The organism is Microbacterium sp. CCNWLW41, assembly GCF_037083505.1.
Genome location: NZ_JBAOJP010000014.1, coordinates 92,474 through 109,984 on the forward strand (window position 1 = coordinate 92,474; position 17,511 = coordinate 109,984).

The window sequence follows — 17,511 nt, forward strand, 5'->3', positions numbered from 1 at the left end:
GCCGCCGGCTACAGCTCGACGTCGACGAGCACCGGCTCCGGCTGCAGCAGCAGTCCGAACTCGGCGTGCACGCGCCCCTGGATGAACCGCGCCAGCTCGGCGATCTCCCCCGCGGTCGCGCCGCCGCGGTTCGTCAGCGCGAGGGCGTGCTTGGTCGAGACGCCGGCGCGGGAACGCGGCAGCCGGAATCCCTTGCGGATGCCGGCGTTCTCGATCAGCCATGCCGCGCTGACCTTCACGTCGGAGGACACGTCGGCGCGAGGCGGGGGCACGATGCCGTCGTAGGAGTCCAGCGGGATGACCGTGACGGTGTCGAGGTCGGGGGACACCGGCCACCGGGGGCACTCGGCGGGAAGGGTCCGCGCGAACGACTCGGAGACGATCGCGTTCTGGAAGAAGGACCCGGCGCCGTGCGTGTCGGGATCCTCCGGATCGAAGATCATGCCCTTCGCCGCGCGGGTGGCCAGGATGCGCTCGCGCACCCAGCTCAGCGGGACCGGCTCCTCCCCCTCGAGCCCCAGCGCGCGCCGGAGCTGCTCGCCGCGCACCACGCGCCCCGCGGGACCGACCTCCGCGAGGTCGAGGGTCACCGAGAGGATCACCGCTCGGCGCCGCGGCACCGAGCCGTAATGGTGCTTGAGGACGGAGGTGCGAAACCCGAGCCCGAGCTCGGCGGCCGGGACGACGGACACCTCGCCGGTGGACTCGTCGATCAGCTCGACCTCGACCAGCGTCTCCTGGATCTCCTGTCCATACGCACCCACGTTCTGCACCGGCGCCGCGCCGACCGTGCCCGGAATGCCCGACATCGCCTCGATCCCGGCGAGTCCCTGCGCGACCGTTTCCGCGACGAGGGCGTCCCAGTCGTGGCCGGCCTGCACGCGCAGCCGGACGCGGCCGGGGTGCGGCGAGGGGAGCCGCTCGATCCCCGTGGAGCGGATCCGGACGACGGTGCCGTCGAACGGCTCGTCCCCGGCGAACAGGTTGGACCCGCCGCCGAGCACGAACCACTCGTCTCCGCGGGACCAGACGTCCCGGAGCGCCGCCACGATCTCATCGGCGGTGGACGCGTCGACCATGCGGGCGGGCGCAGCACCGGTCTGGAGCGTCGTCAGCTCGGCGAGGCGGATCGGGGCGGTCTCCGGCACGCGGGCGTCCGTCATCGTCCGAGCGAGTCCGCCGCGACGCGGAGCTGGGCCTTGACGAGGACCGTCGTGTCTCCGTGCTTGACCGTGAGGTCGATGCGCACGGCCGACTCGTCCGCCGCTCCCACCTTCGCGGTGACGGTCAGCTCTGCGCCGGTGACCGGGTCCACCACGACCGGTCGGGCGAAACGCACGCCGTAGTCCACCACCCGTGCCGCGCCGGGCAGCGCCGCGACCACCACGGAGGAGGCGATCCCCATGGTGAGCATGCCGTGGGCGAGGACGCCGGGCAGTCCCACCTCCGCCGCAACGTCGTCGCGGTAGTGGATCGGGTTGAAGTCCCCGGAGGCGCCCGCATAGCGCACGAGCGAGTCCCGGGTGAGGTGCACGGAGCGCTCGGCGACGACCGTGCCGACCTCCAACGTCTCGGCGGTCATGCCGCGGCCTCCGCCTTCTCCTCGTCGGATCCGATCAGCAGCACGCTCGTCGCCGTCACGACGTGCGCGCCGTCGGCGTCCGTGATCTCCGCCTCGCTCGTGACCATCGCCGCGGCGCCCATCGGCCGGATGCCGGTGATGCGCAGCTGGGCCGTCAGCTCGTCACCCGCCACGATCGGGCGGGTGTACGCGAAGCGCTGCTCGGCGTGGATCGTGCGGGCCAGGACGATGCCGGAGTCGGGAGCGGACAACAGCTGCTGCAGGGTCAGGTCCTGGATGACCATCGCGAACGTCGGCGGGGCGACGACGTCCGCGAAGCCGAGCGCGCGGGCGGCCTCGACGTCCGTGTGCGAGGGGGCGTCAGCGAAGACGGCGCGGGCGAACTCGCGCACCTTCTCCCGCCCGACGAGATACGGCGTGGTCGGCGGGAACGCGCGTCCCACCAGTTCGGGGTTCACAGGCACCCCTCGATCCTACCCAGCGGGTCCGTGCCCCGTTCCGCGGCCGCACCGTGGGAAAGCCTCATTCCGCCCGCGCCGCGAGCGCGGAGCCGAGCAGGACCAGACGCATGCTGCGCTCGGCGGCGTCCCGAAGCAGCTCCTCGCCGTTCGCCACCGCTTCCTCCAGCGGCATCGGGACGGTCAGGATCGAGGCGATCGCGCCGATGCCGATGTCGTGGACGGCGGGCGCCCCCTGGCCGAGGGTCCCGGCGATCCCGAGCACCGGGACGCCCGCCACGCGTGCCCGCAGCGCGATCTCCGCCGGGACCTTCCCCCGCGGCGTCTGGAAGTCGATCGCCCCCTCAGCGGTGATCACGAGGTCTGCCTCGGAGAGCAGGTCGTCCAGGGACTGCGGAAGCAGCCCGCCATCCAGCAGGACCTCGAACCGCGGGGCGAGCCGTGCGCCGAGCACCGCCGCCAGACCGGCCCCCAATCCGCCCGAGGCCCCCGTCCCCTGCCCCGTGCGGACGTCCATCGCGCCGCCGAACGGCGAGCACCGCTCCAGCAGTGCCGCCCACGAGTCCAGGGCGGCGGACAGCTCCTCCACCTGCGCGGGCGTCGCCCCCTTCTGCGGGCCGAACACCCGCGCCACCCCGCGCGGGCCGCACAGCACGTTGTGGATGTTGCACGCGAGCACGATCTCGACCTCGGCGACACGGGGATGAAGCCCGGACAGGTCCAGGCTCGCGGCGGCGGCGAGGTGCCGACCGCCGTCCGGGACGACACAGCCCTGCGCGTCCAGGACACGCGCCCCCAGAGCCTGCAGGGCTCCGGCCCCGCCGTCGCTGGTGCCCGAGTCCCCGCACCCGACGATGATCCGTCGCGCACCGGCGTCGAGGGCCGCGGCGATGAGCTCCCCGACGCCGCGCGTGGTCGTCGCACCCGGGTCACGGCGGTCGCGCGGGACGAGGCGGAGGCCGCCGGCCGCCGCCATCTCGACAACCGCCGTCCCCTCCGCCGCCCCGCCCAGCCGCGCCCAGTGCGCGTCCACGGCCGCGCCGGTCGGACCGGTGACCCGCGCCGGCACCAGCGCTCCTCCGGTGGCGGCGGCGAGGGCGGCCGCGGTCCCCTCCCCGCCGTCGGGGACGGGGAACTCGTCGACGCGGACGCCGGGGATGACCCGGCGGATGCCGGCGGCGATCGCCCGGGCGACGCCGTCGGCGTCGATGCTCTCCTTGAAGCCGCTCGGTGCGACGAGGATGCGCTGCGGGATGCGGATGGATGACATGTTTCCTCCTTCGGTGCCCGGGCGGGCACGACGATCAGCGGGTACGACGGTGTCGTCCCGATTCGAGCGGTCGCCCTCCCGGACGGGGGCGGGGCGGGCGGATGCCCGGCGGCGTCAGCGCAGCATGGGCATCCCCATGAGCGGCCAGATCCCCAGGGCGAAGACGACGACGAGCAGGAACATGGCGGGGGCGAGCACAGCCGAGAGACGGCGCAGGTCGGCCGGCTGGAATCCGCCCGGGGCGATCCGGCGGTCCGCGAACATGGCCACGGGCTTGGCCGAGCTCGGCAACGTGTGGCAGAACCCGGCGGCCGCCGTGGACGCGAACGCAGCCGCCCCGGGCTCCACCCCGAGACCGGGGGCGAACGCGATCACGAGCGGGATGATCGCCGCCGAGCGGGCCGACCGCGAGGGGATGATCAGGTGCGCCGCGAGCGACACCGCGATCACGACCAGGACGAACACGATCCCTGCGGCCTCACCTGTCGCGGCCAGCGGCGCCAGCGCCACCCGCCCGATCCACTCGGCCGCGCCGGTCCCGGTGAGCGCGGAGCCCAGAGCCAGGGTCGCGGCGAGGAACAACAGCAGGCTCCAGGGCACCCGTCCGACGGCCGACGGCAGAGTCGTGACGCCGATGGCCGGGGTGACCGCGGCGAGCCCGCCGATCAGCGCCACGAGCGCGGCGGGGACCCCGTGCCAGGGCTCGGTGCACCACAGCAGCACCACCGCGGCCAGAAGCAGGAGCGCCTTCCGTTCGCCGCCGGTGAGCGGCCCCCGCACGGGCGTCCCGGCGGAGCGGGCGATCTCGTCGGGGTCGATCCGGACGGGGAGGCGGCGATCGGCCCGTGTGGTGAAGCGCAGCAGGACGATCTCGCAGGCGAGGTGCGCGGAGAGCATCGCCAGAGGGAGCCCGAACCAGAGCCAGGTGAGGAACGTGAACCCCCCGTCGCCCGACGCGGCCAGCAGCTGCGCGGTGATCAGATGCGCCCCGGCGCCCAGGAGGGACCCGACGGCCGAGAGCAGGATGACGGTCGGGAACAGCAGCGACAGGGCCCGCACCGTCGACGCGCGCCCGGCGAGCGCCGCCGCCAGCGCGGCGAACACGGGTACGGCCAGCGCAGCGCGTCCCGACGTCGCCGGCACGGCGAACGTCGTCAGCGTCAGGGCGAGCGTGACGAGGTGGAACAGCGACCGGGGCCGACGGGCACGGCGGACGAGCGCCACGGCGCCGCGCAGGGCGAGTCCGGAGTCGCTCACCCCGGCGGCGAGCACGAAGGCCCCGATGAGAAGCCAGATCGTCTCGTCTCCGAGCGATGCGAAGAAGGTCGCGACGGGCAACGAGGCACACGCCATGAGCGCGACCGCCGCGAGGAACGCGACGAGCGTGTCGTCCAGCGGCGTCGCGATCCACGCCCAGACCGCGAGGAGGAAGACCGCCAGGGTCGCCGCCGCGGGGACCGACGGCGCCGCCGGGTCGCCGGATCCGGTCCCGACCGCGGCATGCACCACGAGGACGATGCCGACGGCGAGGACCGCGCCCGCGGACACGACTGTCCGCAGCGGGAGGCCGGACCGGCGGCGCACGGCGGCACCGCGCGAGCGGGCAGGAGCGGAGCGGGCAGGACGGGGGCGGGGCTGCGCCGTCCGCATCCCCGCGGGCGGCACCGTCGCGTACCGGACCCGCGCCGCCGCGTCGTCCGCCCGGGAGGGCTCTGTGAGGGGGCTGTCCGTACTCATCGCAGTCGGTATCCCGCTCCGCGGACCGTCTCGATCCGATCCGGCCCGATCTTCGCACGCAGGGCCCGCACGTAGACGTCCACCACGTTCGAGGCCGGATCGAAGTCCATGCCCCAGACCTGCCCGATCAGCTGGTCGCGCGACAGCACCTGATCCGGATGCTGCACGAACACCTCCAGCAAGGCGAACTCGCGGGAGGTGAGGTCCGCCACGGCGTCGCCCACCGTCACCCGGCGGGCGCGGACGTCGACGACGAGGTCGCCGTGGGCGAGCACCGGACCGGCGTGACGCTGCTCGCCGTCCCCGATCCGCAGCCGCACGCGAGCGAGCAGCTCCGCGAACTGGAACGGCTTGGTGACGTAGTCGTTCGCCCCGCCCTCCAGCCCGCGCACCGTGTCCACGACCGAGTCGCGCGCGGTGAGGATCACGACCGGCGTCGTCATGCCCTCGCCGCGCAGATGCGACAGGACGGTGAACCCGTCGAGGCCGGGGAGTCCGATGTCGAGCAGCACGAGATCGAACGTGCCGGACCGAGCCATGAGCAGCGCGGTCCGCCCGTCGGACGCCTCGGACGTCTCGTAGCCGGCGGCGCGCAGCCCACGACGCACGAACGACGTGATGTGCGGATCGTCCTCCGCGATGAGGATGTGTCGCATCAGTCTTCCCTTCCTAGGTCGGCCTGCGGATCGGCAAGGGGGGCGGGGACGTCGATCCCGAACGTGGCGCCCTCGCCGGGGACGCTGTCGACCCACGCGGATCCGCCGTGCGCGTCCGAGATCGCGCGGACGATCGCCAGGCCCAGGCCCGAGCCGGGGCGTCTGCCGCGGGTGTCGCCGGGAGCTCCACCGCGCACGAACCTCTCGAAGATCCGCTCCGCATCCTGCGCCGCGACGCCCGGGCCGGTGTCCTGGACCCAGAACCGCAGGATCCGGGCGGCACCGTCTCCGTCGAAGCGCGAGCCGATGCGGATGCGGTCGCCGTCCGCCGTGACCTGCACCGCGTTGGCCGCCAGTTGCAGCACCGCCTGGGTGATGCGCTGCGGGTCCAGAGGGGCCGGCCCCTCTGCGACCTCCATGAGCTGCCACCTCCGGTCACCGAGGGCTTGTGCCTTGGCCTCGATGTCCAGGGTCAGGGTCGCGACGTCGCAGGCCGCGGTCCGCACGAAATCGGGCTGCTGAGCGCGGGCCAGGATGAGCAGGTCCGCCACGATCCGACTCATCCGAGCGAGCTCGTCGCCGACCAGGCGCAGCGTCTCCCGGCGCTCGACGGGGTCGTCCCCGAGAAGCTCCAGATGCCCGCGCACCACCGTGATCGGCGTGCGAAGCTCGTGGCCCGCGTCGTCGACGAAGCGCTGCTGGGTGGCATGCACCTCCTCGAGCCGGTCGAGCATCTGGTTGAACGTGGTCGCCATCGCCGCGATGTCGTCGTGGCCCTCCACGGGGACGCGGGCGCTGAGATCGTGCTCGCCGATCTCGCGAGCGACACGGGACACGGCCCGCACGGGCGCGAGGATCTGGCCGGCCACGAGCCAGGCGACCCCCGAGCTCAGGACGATGCCGATGAGGGCGACCACCGCGACCACCACGACGGCGTCGTCGATCGCGGCCCGTTCGTCCGCCGTGAACTGCAGGATCACCAGGGCACCGGACTCGTCGCCGCGGACGACATCCACGCGGCCCCAGCGGATCGGGCCGGCGTCGGGGTCGGTCGTCGTCCCGGAGACGGCGTCGGCGGCGAGGATCCGCTGCCGCATCGCCGCGTCGAGCGCCGGGCGCTCTCCCGCGACCTCCGTCCGCCCGTCGGCCACGGCGACGACCCGGCCGTCCACCAGGCCGAGGACCACTTCTGTGCGGTGCACCGACTGCATCGCGACGTAGTCCTCCAGCAGGGCGGTCAGCGAACCGGCCCGCGCGGCGCGTCCGTCCTCGATGAAGCGCCGGAATTCGGCGGCCTCCTGCTCGATCTCCGTGTTGGCGCCCTGCTCCACTCCCGAGAGGAAGAGGTTGCGCCCGAAGATCCCGACCGCCAGCAGGGTCACCACCGTGCTCAGGATGATCCATGCCGTGATACGCCAGCGCGCGGGGAGCACGCGTCGGCGGGGTCGCGGCGCACCGGATCCGGGCTCCTCGGCGTCGGGGCCCGGAGGGCGCCCGATCACCGCGGTCGGTCCCGGGTCAGTCATCGTCGCCGCCGTCGTCACCGTCGTCGTCGCCGTCGTCGTCTCCCGTGGGCGGCACGGGGTCCGCCGGTGGGGCCGGGTCGGCGGGCGGAGGTGCCGGTGCCACGGGCTGGGCCGGGGCGGCGGGCGGCGCGGGGGTTGTGACCGGCGCGGTCGGACGGGGAGTCGGCGCGGGGCGCGGGGTCGGCTCGACCCGGATCACGATCGGCTCGTCCTGGAGCGCGGGCGCCCCCGGCATCTGCGTCAGCACGACGCTGCCCACGGCGAAGAGGACCGGCAGGGCGATCAGCGTGCCAGGCAGCAGGATCCGACGTGCGAAGGTCATGTCCCCATCGTGCCCGGCGTTCGTGATGCCGACATGAGGCGGGGATGAAGATTCCTTCATCCCCGGGGTGACGCGGCCATCCCCGGCGTGACGCGGCCATCCCCGGGGTGACGCGGCTCAGCCCTTCTTGCGGCCGCGGATGGCCTTGAGCGCCATCTGCACGCCGATCACCACGAGGTATGCCGCGAACAGCATGTTGCCGGCGAAGGGATCGATGAGCGTCGCGAGCCACGCGCCGAGAGCCGTCGTCGTGCAGGCGGCGAGGCCGATCAGCCCGGCGGCGAGCAGGTCGACGTTCCGGTGGCGGACGTTGCCGATCGTCCCCGAGACGGCGGTGGGGATCATCATCAGCAGCGACGTGCCCTTCGCGATCAGGTCGCTCGTGCCGAAGCCGAGCATGAGCACCGGGACGACGATGACGCCACCGCCGACGCCGATCAGGCCGGCCATGACACCCGTGAGCAGCCCCACGAGCACCAGCAGTGGTCCCGTCGCCCAGGTGAGCTCCAGCGCCGCGTCACGGGACGGGATGACGAGGAACAGGCTGACGATCACGACGACGAGGAAGCCGACGAAGAACCAGCGCAGCGCCGTCTGCGAGATCCGGGGAAGGAGACGGGTGCCGATCTGGGCGCCGACGACCGCGCCGGCGGCCAGCAGCAGAGCCGGCACCCACGCGACGGAGCCGGAGACGGCATAGGAGACGACTCCCACCGTCGCGGTCGGAACGATCGCCGCCAGCGACGTGCCCGCGGCGAGGCGCTGGTCGAACCCGAGCAGCAGCACGAGCAGGGGCACGATGACCGTTCCCCCGCCGACTCCGAAGAGCCCGGAGAGCAGCCCCGCGGCCAGGCCGATCCCGATGAAGGACGCGTAGGCGCGTGGCCCCCGGATGCGCTCGACGACCTCGCCCACGTCTTCTCCCGTCCCCCGCGCGGTCGGCGGGCAGCATCGACCAGCCTATGCCCGGGCGTCGCCCACGCGCGGACGGATCACTCCCCACGGAACACCGGTGGTCGCTTCTGCTGAAACGCCGCGAAGCCCTCGCGGTAGTCGGCGGTGTCACGGAGCGCGGCCTGCGCCGTGTTCTCCTGCCGCATCGAATCCCACAGCCCCCGTCGCTGGTCCCGGAGCGCCGCCACCAGCCGCTTGCTGGCGAGGAAGGCCGCCGTCGCCCCGGTCGCCGCCCTCTCGGCCGCGGCACGGGTCGCCGCCTGCACCTCCTCGTCCGGCAGCACCTGCGAGAACACCCCCGCCTGCACCGCCTCGGCGCCGCTCATCAACCGACCCGTGTAGATCAGGTCCAGCGTCCGGTGCGCGCCGAGTCGCTCGTAGAAGAGCGCGTGACCGCCCGAGTCCAGGACCGCGCCGAGAGCTGCGAACGGGGAGCCGATCTTCGCCGATTCGGCCACGTACACGACGTCCGTCGCGATCAGGAGCCCCAGCCCCACGCCGAGGCAGGCGCCGTGCGCCGCGGCGAAGGTCGGCGCGGGGAACGCGGACATCCGCTCCAGCAGCGGCGTCACGAGGCCGTCCAGAAAGGCGGACACATCGTCCTCGGCCGGGTCCACACGGGAGATGTCCCGCCCCGCGCAGAACGCCCTCCCCTCGCCGCGCAGGACGAGCGCCCGCACCCCGGCGTTCGCCGCCTCGGCGTAGGCGCTGTCGAGGTCACGCAGCGCCCCTTCGTCGAGCGCGTTGAGGGTCGACGGGTTGTCGAGCGTGACGTGGGCGACGCCCCCGTCGATCCGCAGGTCGATCACGGTCCTCTCCTCTCTCATCTCCGCTCCCCCGCGTCTGCGTCGGTCGAAACCCCCTCCCCCTGTCGAGACCCCCTCTGAATCACGTCCGCGCAAGGGGGTCTCGACGGGAAGGAGGGGTCTCGACGCACATGGATCGCACCTCACACGTCGTAGTCGACAACGACGCGATCCGAGGTCGGGTGCGACTGGCACGTCAACACGTAGCCGCAGTCGAGCTCTTCCTTCTCCAGCGCGTAGTTCTCAGTCATCGTGACGGACCCCTCGACCAGCCGCGCCCGGCACGTGCCGCACACCCCGCCCGCGCAGGCGTACGGCACGTCCGGCCGCACCCGCAGGGCGGCGTTCAGGATCGACTCGTCCGCGGAGACGGGCGTCTCGACGGACCCGGACTGGCCGTCGAGGGTGAAGGCGATCGTGCGCACCGGCTCGTCCTCGAGCGCCTCGACCGGGCGGCCGCCCTCCGGCCGCTCCTCGCCGGGCTCTCCCGTCGTGAACAGTTCGTAGCGCACGTGCCGACGGTCCACTCCGCTGTCGGCGAGCACGTCGCGACAGAGCTGGACGAGCTCGAACGGCCCGCACAGGAACCACTCGTCCACGGAGCTCGGAGGGATCAGCCGATCCAGGATGCCGCGCAGCCGCTTCTCGTCGATCCGCCCGGACAGGAGCGGCGCGCTGCGCTGTTCGCGCGTGAGGACGTGGTGAACGGCGATCCGCGTCGGAAAGCGGTCCTTCAGATCGGCGAGGTCGTCCAGGAACATGACGTCCGTGGCGCGGCGGTTCGTGTAGACGAGGTCGAAGCGGGCGCTGTCGGATCGCGCAAGGACCGAGGCGGCGAGCGCCATGAGCGGCGTGATCCCGGATCCGGCGGCGATCCCGGCGATGCGGGCGCCGTCGAGATCCGCGAGCGACGACGTGAACGTGCCCTGCGGGCTCATCACGTCGATCTCCTGCCCCGGACGCAACGCGCTGTGCGCCCACGTGGAGAACCGCCCGCCGCGGTCCCGCTTGATCGCCACGCTGATGCGCGAGCCGACGCTTCCTGGCGCCCCTCCGTGAGCCTCCGGGGCTCGACAGAGCGAATAGGAGCGGCGCACCTCCTGACCGTCGATCCGCGTCCGCAGGGCCACATGCTGCCCGGCGAGGTAGTCGAACTCGCCGGTCAGCTCGGGCGGGACGGCGAACGTCACCTCGATGGCGTCCGTCGTGAGCGGGCGGATGGACGCCACGGTCAGCCGGTGGAACCGGGCACGCGGACGACGCCGCGGCTCGTCGCCGTCCGCTGCCTCCCCCGCGCGATCGGCCGAGCCACCCACCAGTCCCCGCAGCAGTGCACCGGCGACGCGCTCGGCATCGGCCGCGGGTGCGGTGCTCGGGGGTGCCGGTGTCCACAGGCTCGTCATCAGAACGCCTTGAAGTGGTCGAAGGGCTCTCCGCACGAGCGGCACTCGTAGAGCGCCTTGCACGAGGTCGACCCGAAACGGGACACCTCGTGGGTCTCCGGCGATCCGCACCTCGGACAACGCACGCGCAGGACGACCGGAACCGGTCCGCTCCCGCGAGTCGCCGCAGCGGAACCCGACGGCGGCGCGATCCCGTATTCGGTCAGCTTCCGCCGACCGGCAGCGGTCATCCAGTCGGTCGTCCACGCCGGCGAGAGCACGAGGCGCACGTCGACGTCGCCGAACCCCGCGTGCGTCAGCGCCAGGATCAGGTCGTCGCGGATCGCGTCCATCGCAGGACAGCCGCTGTACGTCGGCGTGATGTCCACGCGCACCCGACCGTCGTCGACCTGGATGCGCCGCAGCACACCGAGATCCTCGATCGTCAGCACGGGGACCTCGGGGTCCGGCACCGCTGCCGCGACCTCCCAGGCGCGCTCCTCGACGGTCACCATGACGCCCCCGGATGCTGCCGGGCGAGCACCTGCATCTCCGCGAGGAGATGCCCGAGGTGCGGCGCGTGGGATCCCCGGCGTCCGCCTCCCGCCGCCTCCGCGACCACCGGCAGGGCGTCGTCGAGCCCCGCCTCGCTCAGGACCGCCGCGATCACCGCGTCGTATCCCGGGCGCAGAGAAGACGGACGCACGGCGACTCCCGCGCGCGGCGCCGAGAGTCGATCGGTGAGCGGGTCGTCTCGGAACAGCTCGGCCGCATAGGGAAGCATGTCGCCGAGCCCCCGGATCATCCGTCGGCGTGACTGCTCCGTTCCCCCCGCCAGGCGCAGCACCCACTGGACGGCGTGGTCGCGGTGATAGTCCACCTCTTTGCGGGCCTTCTCGGCCACGGCGGCGAGCATCGCGTCCGTGCTATCGCGCAGGGCTCCGTAGAGCTCGACGAAGTACGCCGCGGCGATCAGCTGGCGTGCGATCGTGTGAGCGAAGTCGCCGTTGGGCTGTTCCACGAGCCACGCGCTGCGAAACTCCGCCTCATCCCGGAAGTACGCGAGGTCGTCCTCGCTGCGCCCGTCCCAGCTCCCGGCGTAGCGCAGCAGAGATCGGGCGTGGCCGAGCAGGTCGAGCGCGATGTTCGCGAGCGCCACGTCCTCTTCCAGCTCCGGCGCACGGGTGACCCAGCCGGCCAGCTGCTGGCTGAGGATCAACGCATCGTCGCCCAGCCGGAGGGCATACTCGGCCACGTCTCCTGACGGGGCACGACTCTCCTCCCCGGCGAACTCGGCCGAGAGCGGGAGCTCGTCGACCGTGACGTCCCCGTGCGGGCCTCCCGGCGTCCGCGGCGATCCGGCGCTCACAGGTGGGGCACCCCCTCGGAGGCGGTGTAGTACACGGCGTGGCGATAGTTCTTCCCGGCCGGGCTCTCGAAGAAGGCGTCCTTCGCATCCGGATCGCTCGCCGTGATCGCCGTTGCCGGGACCACCCAGAGGGAGGTCCCTTCGTTGCGTCGGGTGTAGAGATCCCTCGCGTTGCGCACGGCCATCTCGGCGTCGGGCGCGTGCAGGGAGCCGACGTGCACGTGACTCAGCCCCCGGCTGGCGCGGACGAACACCTCGAAGAGGGGCCACTCCTCCGCGTCGTGCCCGTGGATCGATGCGTCGGGCATGCTCATGCCGCCTCCGCCTGCTCTTGTGCCGCGCGCTTGCGGGCGTACTCCGCCGCGGCCTTACGCACCCAGGCGCCGTCCTCGTGCGCATCCCGCCGCCGCTGCAGCCGCTCGGCATTGCACGGCCCGTGTCCGCGCAGCACCGCGAAGAAGTCGTCCCAGTCGATCTCGCCCATCTCGTACCGCTCGGTCTCCGGATCCCAACGCAGGTCGGGGTCCGGAAGCGTCACGCCGAGGACCTCCGCCTGCGGTACGAGCATGGCCACGAAGCGCTGGCGCAGCTCGTCGTTCGAGAACCGCTTGATCTTCCACGCCATCGACTGCGCCGAATTCGGCGACTGATCGTCGGGCGGCCCGAACATCGCCAGGCTGGGCCAGTACCAGCGGTTCACCGCGTCCTGGGCCATCCGCCGCTGCGCCGGCGTGCCCTGCATCAGCGTAAGGAGGATCTCGAACCCTTGACGCTGGTGGAACGACTCCTCCTTGCAGATGCGGACCATGGCACGCCCGTACGGTCCGTAGGACGCGCGGCACAGTGGCACCTGGTTGCAGATGGCCGCGCCGTCGACCAGCCATCCGATCGCCCCCATGTCCGCCCAGGTCGGGGTCGGGTAGTTGAAGATCGAGGAGTACTTCGCCTCGCCGTCGATGAGCTGCCGCGTCATCTCCTCCCGGGTGATCCCGAGGGTCTGCGCAGCGGAGTAGAGGTACAGACCGTGCCCGGCCTCGTCCTGGACCTTGGCGAGCAGGATCGCCTTGCGCTTGAGGCTCGGTGCGCGGGTGATCCAATTGCCCTCGGGCTGCATGCCGATGATCTCGGAGTGCGCATGCTGGGAGATCTGGCGGATCAACGTCCTGCGGTAGGCGTCGGGCATCCAGTCGCGCGGCTCGATCCGCTGCTCGTCGGCGATGAGCGCGTCGAAGAGCGCCTGCTGCTCCGCGTCGACCGGCGGTGCGTCGCGCTCGGTCCGGGTCGTCATCATCGACTCCTCCAGGAATTACCTAACGATCGTACAGTAATTATGACACACACCCTCGTCCGTGGCGATGACAGACGGGACGACATGCCGTCACGACGGCGGCGACCACGACTCGACGCCCGTCCCGCTCGGACTCAGCGGCGCGTCTGCAACTGCGGCCGCGGCCCCTCCCAGCGCGCCACCGAGACCTTGACGTCGACGAGCTCGGCCTGCACGTCATCGATCCGGCGGAGCATCCAGGCGAAGCCGACGAACATCGAGGACCCGAGGGTCACCACGAGCCCCAGCCCGGTGATCATCGTCGCGAGGATCTCGATCGACATGTACACGCCCCCATTCTGGCGCGCAATTCGACGCCACGCCAGAGACGGTACCGCCCCAACCGGACGCACCGCCGCGGTGGGACGTGGTCCGTGCACAGCTCGCCCTCGCTCCCCGGTGTGCAGGACGAGGGCGCAGGACGAGGATTCCGTCCGTGTCAGCCCGCCGCGGGCTCCTTCTCCACCAGCGTCAGCACGTCGTAGGTCGCCACGACCTCGTCCCGCTGGTTGTGGATCACGGCGTCCCAGCGCACCTCTCCGTACTCCTCGGTCTCCCGCGGGGTGATCTGCTTGGCGGTGAGGGTGACCCGGATCGCATCGCCCGGCCTGACCGGAGTGACGAAGCGTAGGTTCTCCAGACCGTAGTTCGCGAGCACCGGCCCGGGCTCCGGCGAGACGAACAGCCCGGCCGCCCAGGAGACCAGCAGATAGCCATGCGCCACGCGCCCGCCGAAGAACGGGTTGGCCGCGGCGGCCTCCTCGTCCATGTGCGCATAGAAGGTGTCACCGGTCGAGTGCGCGAAGGCCTCCACGTCCTCCAGCGACAGCTCCCGCAGCCCGGACTCCACCTGATCGCCCAGGCGGAGCTCGGCCAGGGACTTGCGGAACGGGTGCTGCGTCCTGTCCGTGCCCGCGCCCGTGTGCCAGATGCCGGTGATCGCGGTCAGGATCTCCGGGGTCCCCTGCACGGCGGTGCGCTGCATGTGGTGCAGGACGGCGCGGATGCCGCCGAGCTCCTCGCCGCCGCCCGCCCGCCCCGGCCCGCCGTGGACGAGGTGCGGCACCGGCGCCCCGTGCCCCGTGGAGGTCCGGGCGTCGTCCCGGTTGAGGAACAGCACGCGCCCGTTGTACGCGGCGATGCCCGCCAGCAGCGTCGCCGCGGTGGCCGGGTCGCGGGTGGCGACGCTCGTGACCAGCGAGCCGCCCCCCTCGCCGACGAGTCGGGCCGCGTCCTCCAGGTCCGCATACTCCAGGACGCTCGCAACCGGCCCGAAGGCCTCGATCCGGTGCACCGCCGGCGTCCTCGGGTCCGCGAAGCCGATCAGCGTCGGGACGACGAACGCCCCGTCCGGCGCCGGCCCCGTGCTGCCGTCCGCACGACGGACCTCCGGCTCGGAGACGTCGCCCAGGAGCAGCTCTCCCCCGGCCGCCCGCAGCGCGTCGACCTGCCGCCGTACCTCGTCGCGCTGCGCGACCGAGACGAGCGGGCCCATCGTGACCCCCTCCCCGCGAGGGTCACCGAGGACGACCCGCTCCTCGAGCTTCGCCCGCAGTGCGTCGGCGAGCGGTGCCGACATCCCCGCGGGGACGATCGCCCGGCGGATCGCGGTGCATTTCTGCCCCGCCTTGGTCGTCAGCTCGACGAGGAGCTGCGTCACGTACGCGTCGAACTCGGGGGTGTCCGGGGTCGCATCCGGACCCAGCACGGAGGCGTTGATCGAGTCGGTCTCGCTCGTGAACCGGACCCCCTCCGGAGTCTGCACGCGAAGACCCTCCGCGGTGCTCGCGCTGCCGGTGAAGGCCACGAGGTCGCCGAGGCGCAGGCGCTCGAGGAGGCCGGGGACGGCTCCCGAGATCAGCTGCAGCGTTCCGTCCGGCACGAGTCCGGCGTCGACGAGGATCCGCACCCACGCCTCCGCGATGTACGCGGTCGGGGTCGCGGGCTTGACGATGGTGGGGACCCCCGCGAGGAAGGCGGGCGCGAACTTCTCCAGGGCGCCCCACACGGGGAAGTTGAAGGCGTTGATCTGGAGCACGGCCCCCGGGAGCCTCGTGTAGACGTGCCGCCCGAGGAAGGACCCGTCCTTGGACAGCGGCTCGGCCGGGCCGTCCACGACGACCTGCGCGTTCGGCAGCTCCCTGCGCCCCTTCGACGAATAGGTGAACAGGACGCCGATGCCGCCGTCGATGTCGTTCGCCGAGTCGCGCAGGGTCGACCCGGCGCGCAAGGACAGCGCGTACAGCTCTTCCTTGTGCTCGGTGAGCACGAGCGCCATCTGCTTGAGGAGGAGCGCCCGCTGGTGGAACGTCCGCGCCCCGAGGCTGCGCTGCCCCACGGAGCGGGCGTGGGCCAGCGCGCCCTCGAGATCGATCCCGGTCGCGTCGACCCGGACGATCTCCTCCCCCGTGGACGCGTCCCGGACGACGACGCCGCCCTCGCCCGCCGGTGTCCACCACGATCCCCGCACGAAGCTGGGCAGCACCTCGGTCATGACGGGCTCCATTCGTAGAATCCTCGGCCGCTCTTGCGACCGAGCCTGCCGTCGGCGACCATGTCGCGCAGCAGGCGGGGCGGTGCGAAGCGCTCGCCGAACGCGGCGTGCAGCTCCTCCGCGATGCCCAGACGCACGTCGAGGCCGACGAGGTCCGTGGTCCGGAGGGGACCGGCGGGATGCCGGTAGCCGAGCTCCATCGCCGCGTCGATGTCGGCGGGCGTCGCGGCGCCCTCCTCGACCATGCGGATCGCCTCGAGCGCAAGGGCGACGCCGAGACGGCTGGACGCGAACCCGGGGGCGTCCCGCACCACGATCGCGGTCTTGCCCAGGGCGGCCGCCCAGGTCCGCGCCGCCTCGACCAGGGTGACGTCCGTCGCGGTCCCGGTCACGATCTCGATGAGGGCGGACGAGGGCACGGGGTTGAAGAAGTGCAGCCCGAGGAACCGATCGGGTCGGGCCAGAGCCGCGGCGAGATCGTCGATCGGGATGGACGACGTGTTCGTCGCCAGTGCGGCGTGCGGGGCGGCGCCCTCGATGCGACGCAGGGTCTCGGTCTTCAGCCCCCGGTCCTCCGGGACGGCTTCGATCACGAGGTCCCGATCCGCCAGCAGGGTCGGTGCGGTGCCGGTGACGAGCCGCGCGAACGCCTCGTCGACACCCCGAACCGTGCCGCCGCGCTCGACCGAGCGGCGGATGCTCTCCGCGATCCGCTCTCCCGCCGAGCGGGCCGCTTCCTCGTCGCGCTCCACCACGACGACGTGGGATCCGGCGAGGAGGAAGGCGTGCGCGATCCCGGCGCCCATCCGGCCGCCGCCGATCACACCGACGCGCGCGGGGGCCCGCTCCCGGTCCGCCTCGCCTGCGCCCGTGGCGTCCGCCTCGCTCATCGACGACTCCTCCGTTCCAGGAATGCGGTCATGCGCCGGTGCTTCTCCGGGCTTTCGAAGAGATCGGCCTGGAGCTCGAGCTCGAGCTCCGGGTGCGCGTCGCTCTCCGCCCGCAGGGCCGTCTTGGTGTGCCGCGTCGCGGCAGGATCCGCCCGGGCGATCCGCTCGGCGATCGCGTGCGCCGCAGCGCGGAGGTCGCCGGGCTCGTGCAGGGAGGACACCAGCCCCCAGGCGAGGGCCTCGTCTCCCGTCAGGATGCGCCCGGTGAGGAGGAGCTCGGCAGCCCGGGCCGCGCCGACGATCTCCGGCAGTCGCCAGGTCGCGCCCGCGGCCGCGATGATGCCCAGTCCGGTCTCCGGATTCCCGATCCGAAGACCCGGCGTGCCGATCCGGATGTCGGCCGCATAGGCGAGCTCCGCGCCGCCGCCGAGCGCATAGCCGTCGAGCGCCGCCACGACCGGCATCGGAAGCGCGCGGACCCGCTGGAACGCGTGCGTGTTGATCCCCCGGCGCGCATCGTCGGCGCGGCGCTCGCGAAGCTCGGCGATATCGGCCCCGGAGGCGAAGACCCCTCCCGCGCCGGTGAGGATGAGCGTCCGCGGCTCCGACTCCAGCTCGGCGCACAGCGCGTGCAGCTCGTCGATCATCCCCTGGTCGATGGCGTTACGGGTCTCGGGACGGTCGAGCGTCGCCACGACGACGTCGGGGGCCCGTTCGATTCGGAGGGACGCAGCCATG

General features: G+C 72.6%; 19 protein-coding genes. All 19 read right to left on the minus strand.

The features are described from left to right. Positions 1–8 precede the first annotated feature (8 nt). The gene (locus V6R91_RS33730; RefSeq protein WP_336398988.1) at positions 9–1,148 is read right to left on the minus strand and encodes a UDP-N-acetylmuramate dehydrogenase; all 1,140 of its coding nucleotides are present in this window, start codon (positions 1,146–1,148) and stop codon (positions 9–11) included. An 11-nt stretch (positions 1,149–1,159) separates the two neighbouring features. Beyond that, on the minus strand, positions 1,160–1,582 hold the full coding sequence (locus tag V6R91_RS33735) for a MaoC/PaaZ C-terminal domain-containing protein (protein ID WP_336398950.1): 423 nt from the start codon (positions 1,580–1,582) through the stop codon (positions 1,160–1,162). Further along, the gene (locus tag V6R91_RS33740; protein WP_336398951.1) at positions 1,579–2,046 is read right to left on the minus strand and encodes an FAS1-like dehydratase domain-containing protein; all 468 of its coding nucleotides are present in this window, start codon (positions 2,044–2,046) and stop codon (positions 1,579–1,581) included. The genes V6R91_RS33735 and V6R91_RS33740 overlap by 4 nt, the downstream gene beginning before the upstream one ends. A 58-nt stretch (positions 2,047–2,104) precedes the next feature. Then, entirely contained in the window at positions 2,105–3,310 is a 1,206-nt protein-coding gene (locus V6R91_RS33745) for a glycerate kinase family protein (RefSeq protein ID WP_336398952.1), read from the minus strand. A 114-nt stretch (positions 3,311–3,424) separates the two neighbouring features. Further along, complete coding sequence (locus tag V6R91_RS33750; RefSeq protein WP_336398953.1) at positions 3,425–5,047, minus strand: SLC13 family permease; 1,623 nt, start codon at positions 5,045–5,047, stop codon at positions 3,425–3,427. Beyond that, positions 5,044–5,703 (minus strand): response regulator transcription factor, encoded by a 660-nt coding sequence (locus V6R91_RS33755; protein ID WP_271061582.1) that lies wholly within the window; start codon positions 5,701–5,703, stop codon positions 5,044–5,046. The genes V6R91_RS33750 and V6R91_RS33755 overlap by 4 nt, the downstream gene beginning before the upstream one ends. Beyond that, positions 5,703–7,229, minus strand: a complete 1,527-nt coding sequence (locus V6R91_RS33760; RefSeq protein WP_271061581.1) for a sensor histidine kinase — start codon at positions 7,227–7,229, stop codon at positions 5,703–5,705. Before V6R91_RS33760 ends, V6R91_RS33755 begins: the two co-directional genes overlap by 1 nt. Beyond that, on the minus strand, positions 7,222–7,551 hold the full coding sequence (locus V6R91_RS33765) for a hypothetical protein (protein WP_336398954.1): 330 nt from the start codon (positions 7,549–7,551) through the stop codon (positions 7,222–7,224). The genes V6R91_RS33760 and V6R91_RS33765 overlap by 8 nt, the downstream gene beginning before the upstream one ends. 117 nt (positions 7,552–7,668) lie before the next feature. Next, on the minus strand, positions 7,669–8,466 hold the full coding sequence (locus tag V6R91_RS33770; protein WP_231821436.1) for a sulfite exporter TauE/SafE family protein: 798 nt from the start codon (positions 8,464–8,466) through the stop codon (positions 7,669–7,671). Between the two features lie 77 nt (positions 8,467–8,543). Beyond that, complete coding sequence (locus V6R91_RS33775) at positions 8,544–9,314, minus strand: enoyl-CoA hydratase/isomerase family protein (RefSeq protein ID WP_271061579.1); 771 nt, start codon at positions 9,312–9,314, stop codon at positions 8,544–8,546. A gap of 140 nt (positions 9,315–9,454) precedes the next feature. Next, positions 9,455–10,714 carry a 1,2-phenylacetyl-CoA epoxidase subunit PaaE gene (gene paaE / locus V6R91_RS33780; protein WP_336398955.1) on the minus strand — a complete coding sequence of 420 codons (1,260 nt, stop codon included), beginning with the start codon at positions 10,712–10,714 and terminating at the stop codon, positions 9,455–9,457. After that, positions 10,714–11,208 carry a 1,2-phenylacetyl-CoA epoxidase subunit PaaD gene (gene paaD / locus V6R91_RS33785; protein WP_219085176.1) on the minus strand — a complete coding sequence of 165 codons (495 nt, stop codon included), beginning with the start codon at positions 11,206–11,208 and terminating at the stop codon, positions 10,714–10,716. Before paaD ends, paaE begins: the two co-directional genes overlap by 1 nt. Next, positions 11,202–12,062, minus strand: coding sequence for a 1,2-phenylacetyl-CoA epoxidase subunit PaaC (gene paaC / locus V6R91_RS33790; protein WP_336398956.1), 861 nt, complete (start codon positions 12,060–12,062; stop codon positions 11,202–11,204). The genes paaD and paaC overlap by 7 nt, the downstream gene beginning before the upstream one ends. Continuing rightward, the gene (paaB, locus tag V6R91_RS33795; protein ID WP_336398957.1) at positions 12,059–12,376 is read right to left on the minus strand and encodes a 1,2-phenylacetyl-CoA epoxidase subunit PaaB; all 318 of its coding nucleotides are present in this window, start codon (positions 12,374–12,376) and stop codon (positions 12,059–12,061) included. Before paaB ends, paaC begins: the two co-directional genes overlap by 4 nt. Then, positions 12,373–13,350, minus strand: a complete 978-nt coding sequence (gene paaA / locus V6R91_RS33800; RefSeq protein ID WP_336398958.1) for a 1,2-phenylacetyl-CoA epoxidase subunit PaaA — start codon at positions 13,348–13,350, stop codon at positions 12,373–12,375. The genes paaB and paaA overlap by 4 nt, the downstream gene beginning before the upstream one ends. 134 nt (positions 13,351–13,484) lie before the next feature. Continuing rightward, positions 13,485–13,673, minus strand: coding sequence for a hypothetical protein (locus V6R91_RS33805; protein WP_336398989.1), 189 nt, complete (start codon positions 13,671–13,673; stop codon positions 13,485–13,487). 155 nt (positions 13,674–13,828) lie between these two features. Continuing rightward, a complete protein-coding gene (gene paaZ / locus V6R91_RS33810; RefSeq protein ID WP_442928213.1) occupies positions 13,829–15,895 on the minus strand; it encodes a phenylacetic acid degradation bifunctional protein PaaZ in 2,067 nt (688 codons plus the stop codon). Continuing rightward, positions 15,880–16,773, minus strand: a complete 894-nt coding sequence (locus tag V6R91_RS33815) for a 3-hydroxyacyl-CoA dehydrogenase family protein (protein WP_336398959.1) — start codon at positions 16,771–16,773, stop codon at positions 15,880–15,882. Before V6R91_RS33815 ends, paaZ begins: the two co-directional genes overlap by 16 nt. Then, positions 16,770–17,510, minus strand: a complete 741-nt coding sequence (locus V6R91_RS33820; RefSeq protein ID WP_336398960.1) for an enoyl-CoA hydratase/isomerase family protein — start codon at positions 17,508–17,510, stop codon at positions 16,770–16,772. Before V6R91_RS33820 ends, V6R91_RS33815 begins: the two co-directional genes overlap by 4 nt. Between the last annotated feature and the right edge of the window lies 1 nt (position 17,511).

Bases quoted from the DNA above. Each gene is read 5' to 3' on its own strand.
- V6R91_RS33755 (WP_271061582.1), bottom strand. From the start codon at position 5,703: ATGCGACACATCCTCATCGCGGAGGACGATCCGCACATCACGTCGTTC.
- V6R91_RS33760 (WP_271061581.1), bottom strand. From the start codon at position 7,229: ATGACTGACCCGGGACCGACCGCGGTGATCGGGCGCCCTCCGGGCCCC.
- V6R91_RS33745 (WP_336398952.1), bottom strand. From the start codon at position 3,310: ATGTCATCCATCCGCATCCCGCAGCGCATCCTCGTCGCACCGAGCGGC.
- V6R91_RS33815 (WP_336398959.1), bottom strand. From the start codon at position 16,773: ATGAGCGAGGCGGACGCCACGGGCGCAGGCGAGGCGGACCGGGAGCGG.
- paaB (WP_336398957.1), bottom strand. From the start codon at position 12,376: ATGAGCATGCCCGACGCATCGATCCACGGGCACGACGCGGAGGAGTGG.
- paaD (WP_219085176.1), bottom strand. From the start codon at position 11,208: ATGGTGACCGTCGAGGAGCGCGCCTGGGAGGTCGCGGCAGCGGTGCCG.
- V6R91_RS33750 (WP_336398953.1), bottom strand. From the start codon at position 5,047: ATGAGTACGGACAGCCCCCTCACAGAGCCCTCCCGGGCGGACGACGCG.
- paaE (WP_336398955.1), bottom strand. From the start codon at position 10,714: ATGACGAGCCTGTGGACACCGGCACCCCCGAGCACCGCACCCGCGGCC.
- V6R91_RS33765 (WP_336398954.1), bottom strand. From the start codon at position 7,551: ATGACCTTCGCACGTCGGATCCTGCTGCCTGGCACGCTGATCGCCCTG.
- paaZ (WP_442928213.1), bottom strand. From the start codon at position 15,895: ATGGAGCCCGTCATGACCGAGGTGCTGCCCAGCTTCGTGCGGGGATCG.
- V6R91_RS33820 (WP_336398960.1), bottom strand. From the start codon at position 17,510: ATGGCTGCGTCCCTCCGAATCGAACGGGCCCCCGACGTCGTCGTGGCG.
- V6R91_RS33805 (WP_336398989.1), bottom strand. From the start codon at position 13,673: ATGTCGATCGAGATCCTCGCGACGATGATCACCGGGCTGGGGCTCGTG.
- paaA (WP_336398958.1), bottom strand. From the start codon at position 13,350: ATGACGACCCGGACCGAGCGCGACGCACCGCCGGTCGACGCGGAGCAG.
- V6R91_RS33735 (WP_336398950.1), bottom strand. From the start codon at position 1,582: ATGACCGCCGAGACGTTGGAGGTCGGCACGGTCGTCGCCGAGCGCTCC.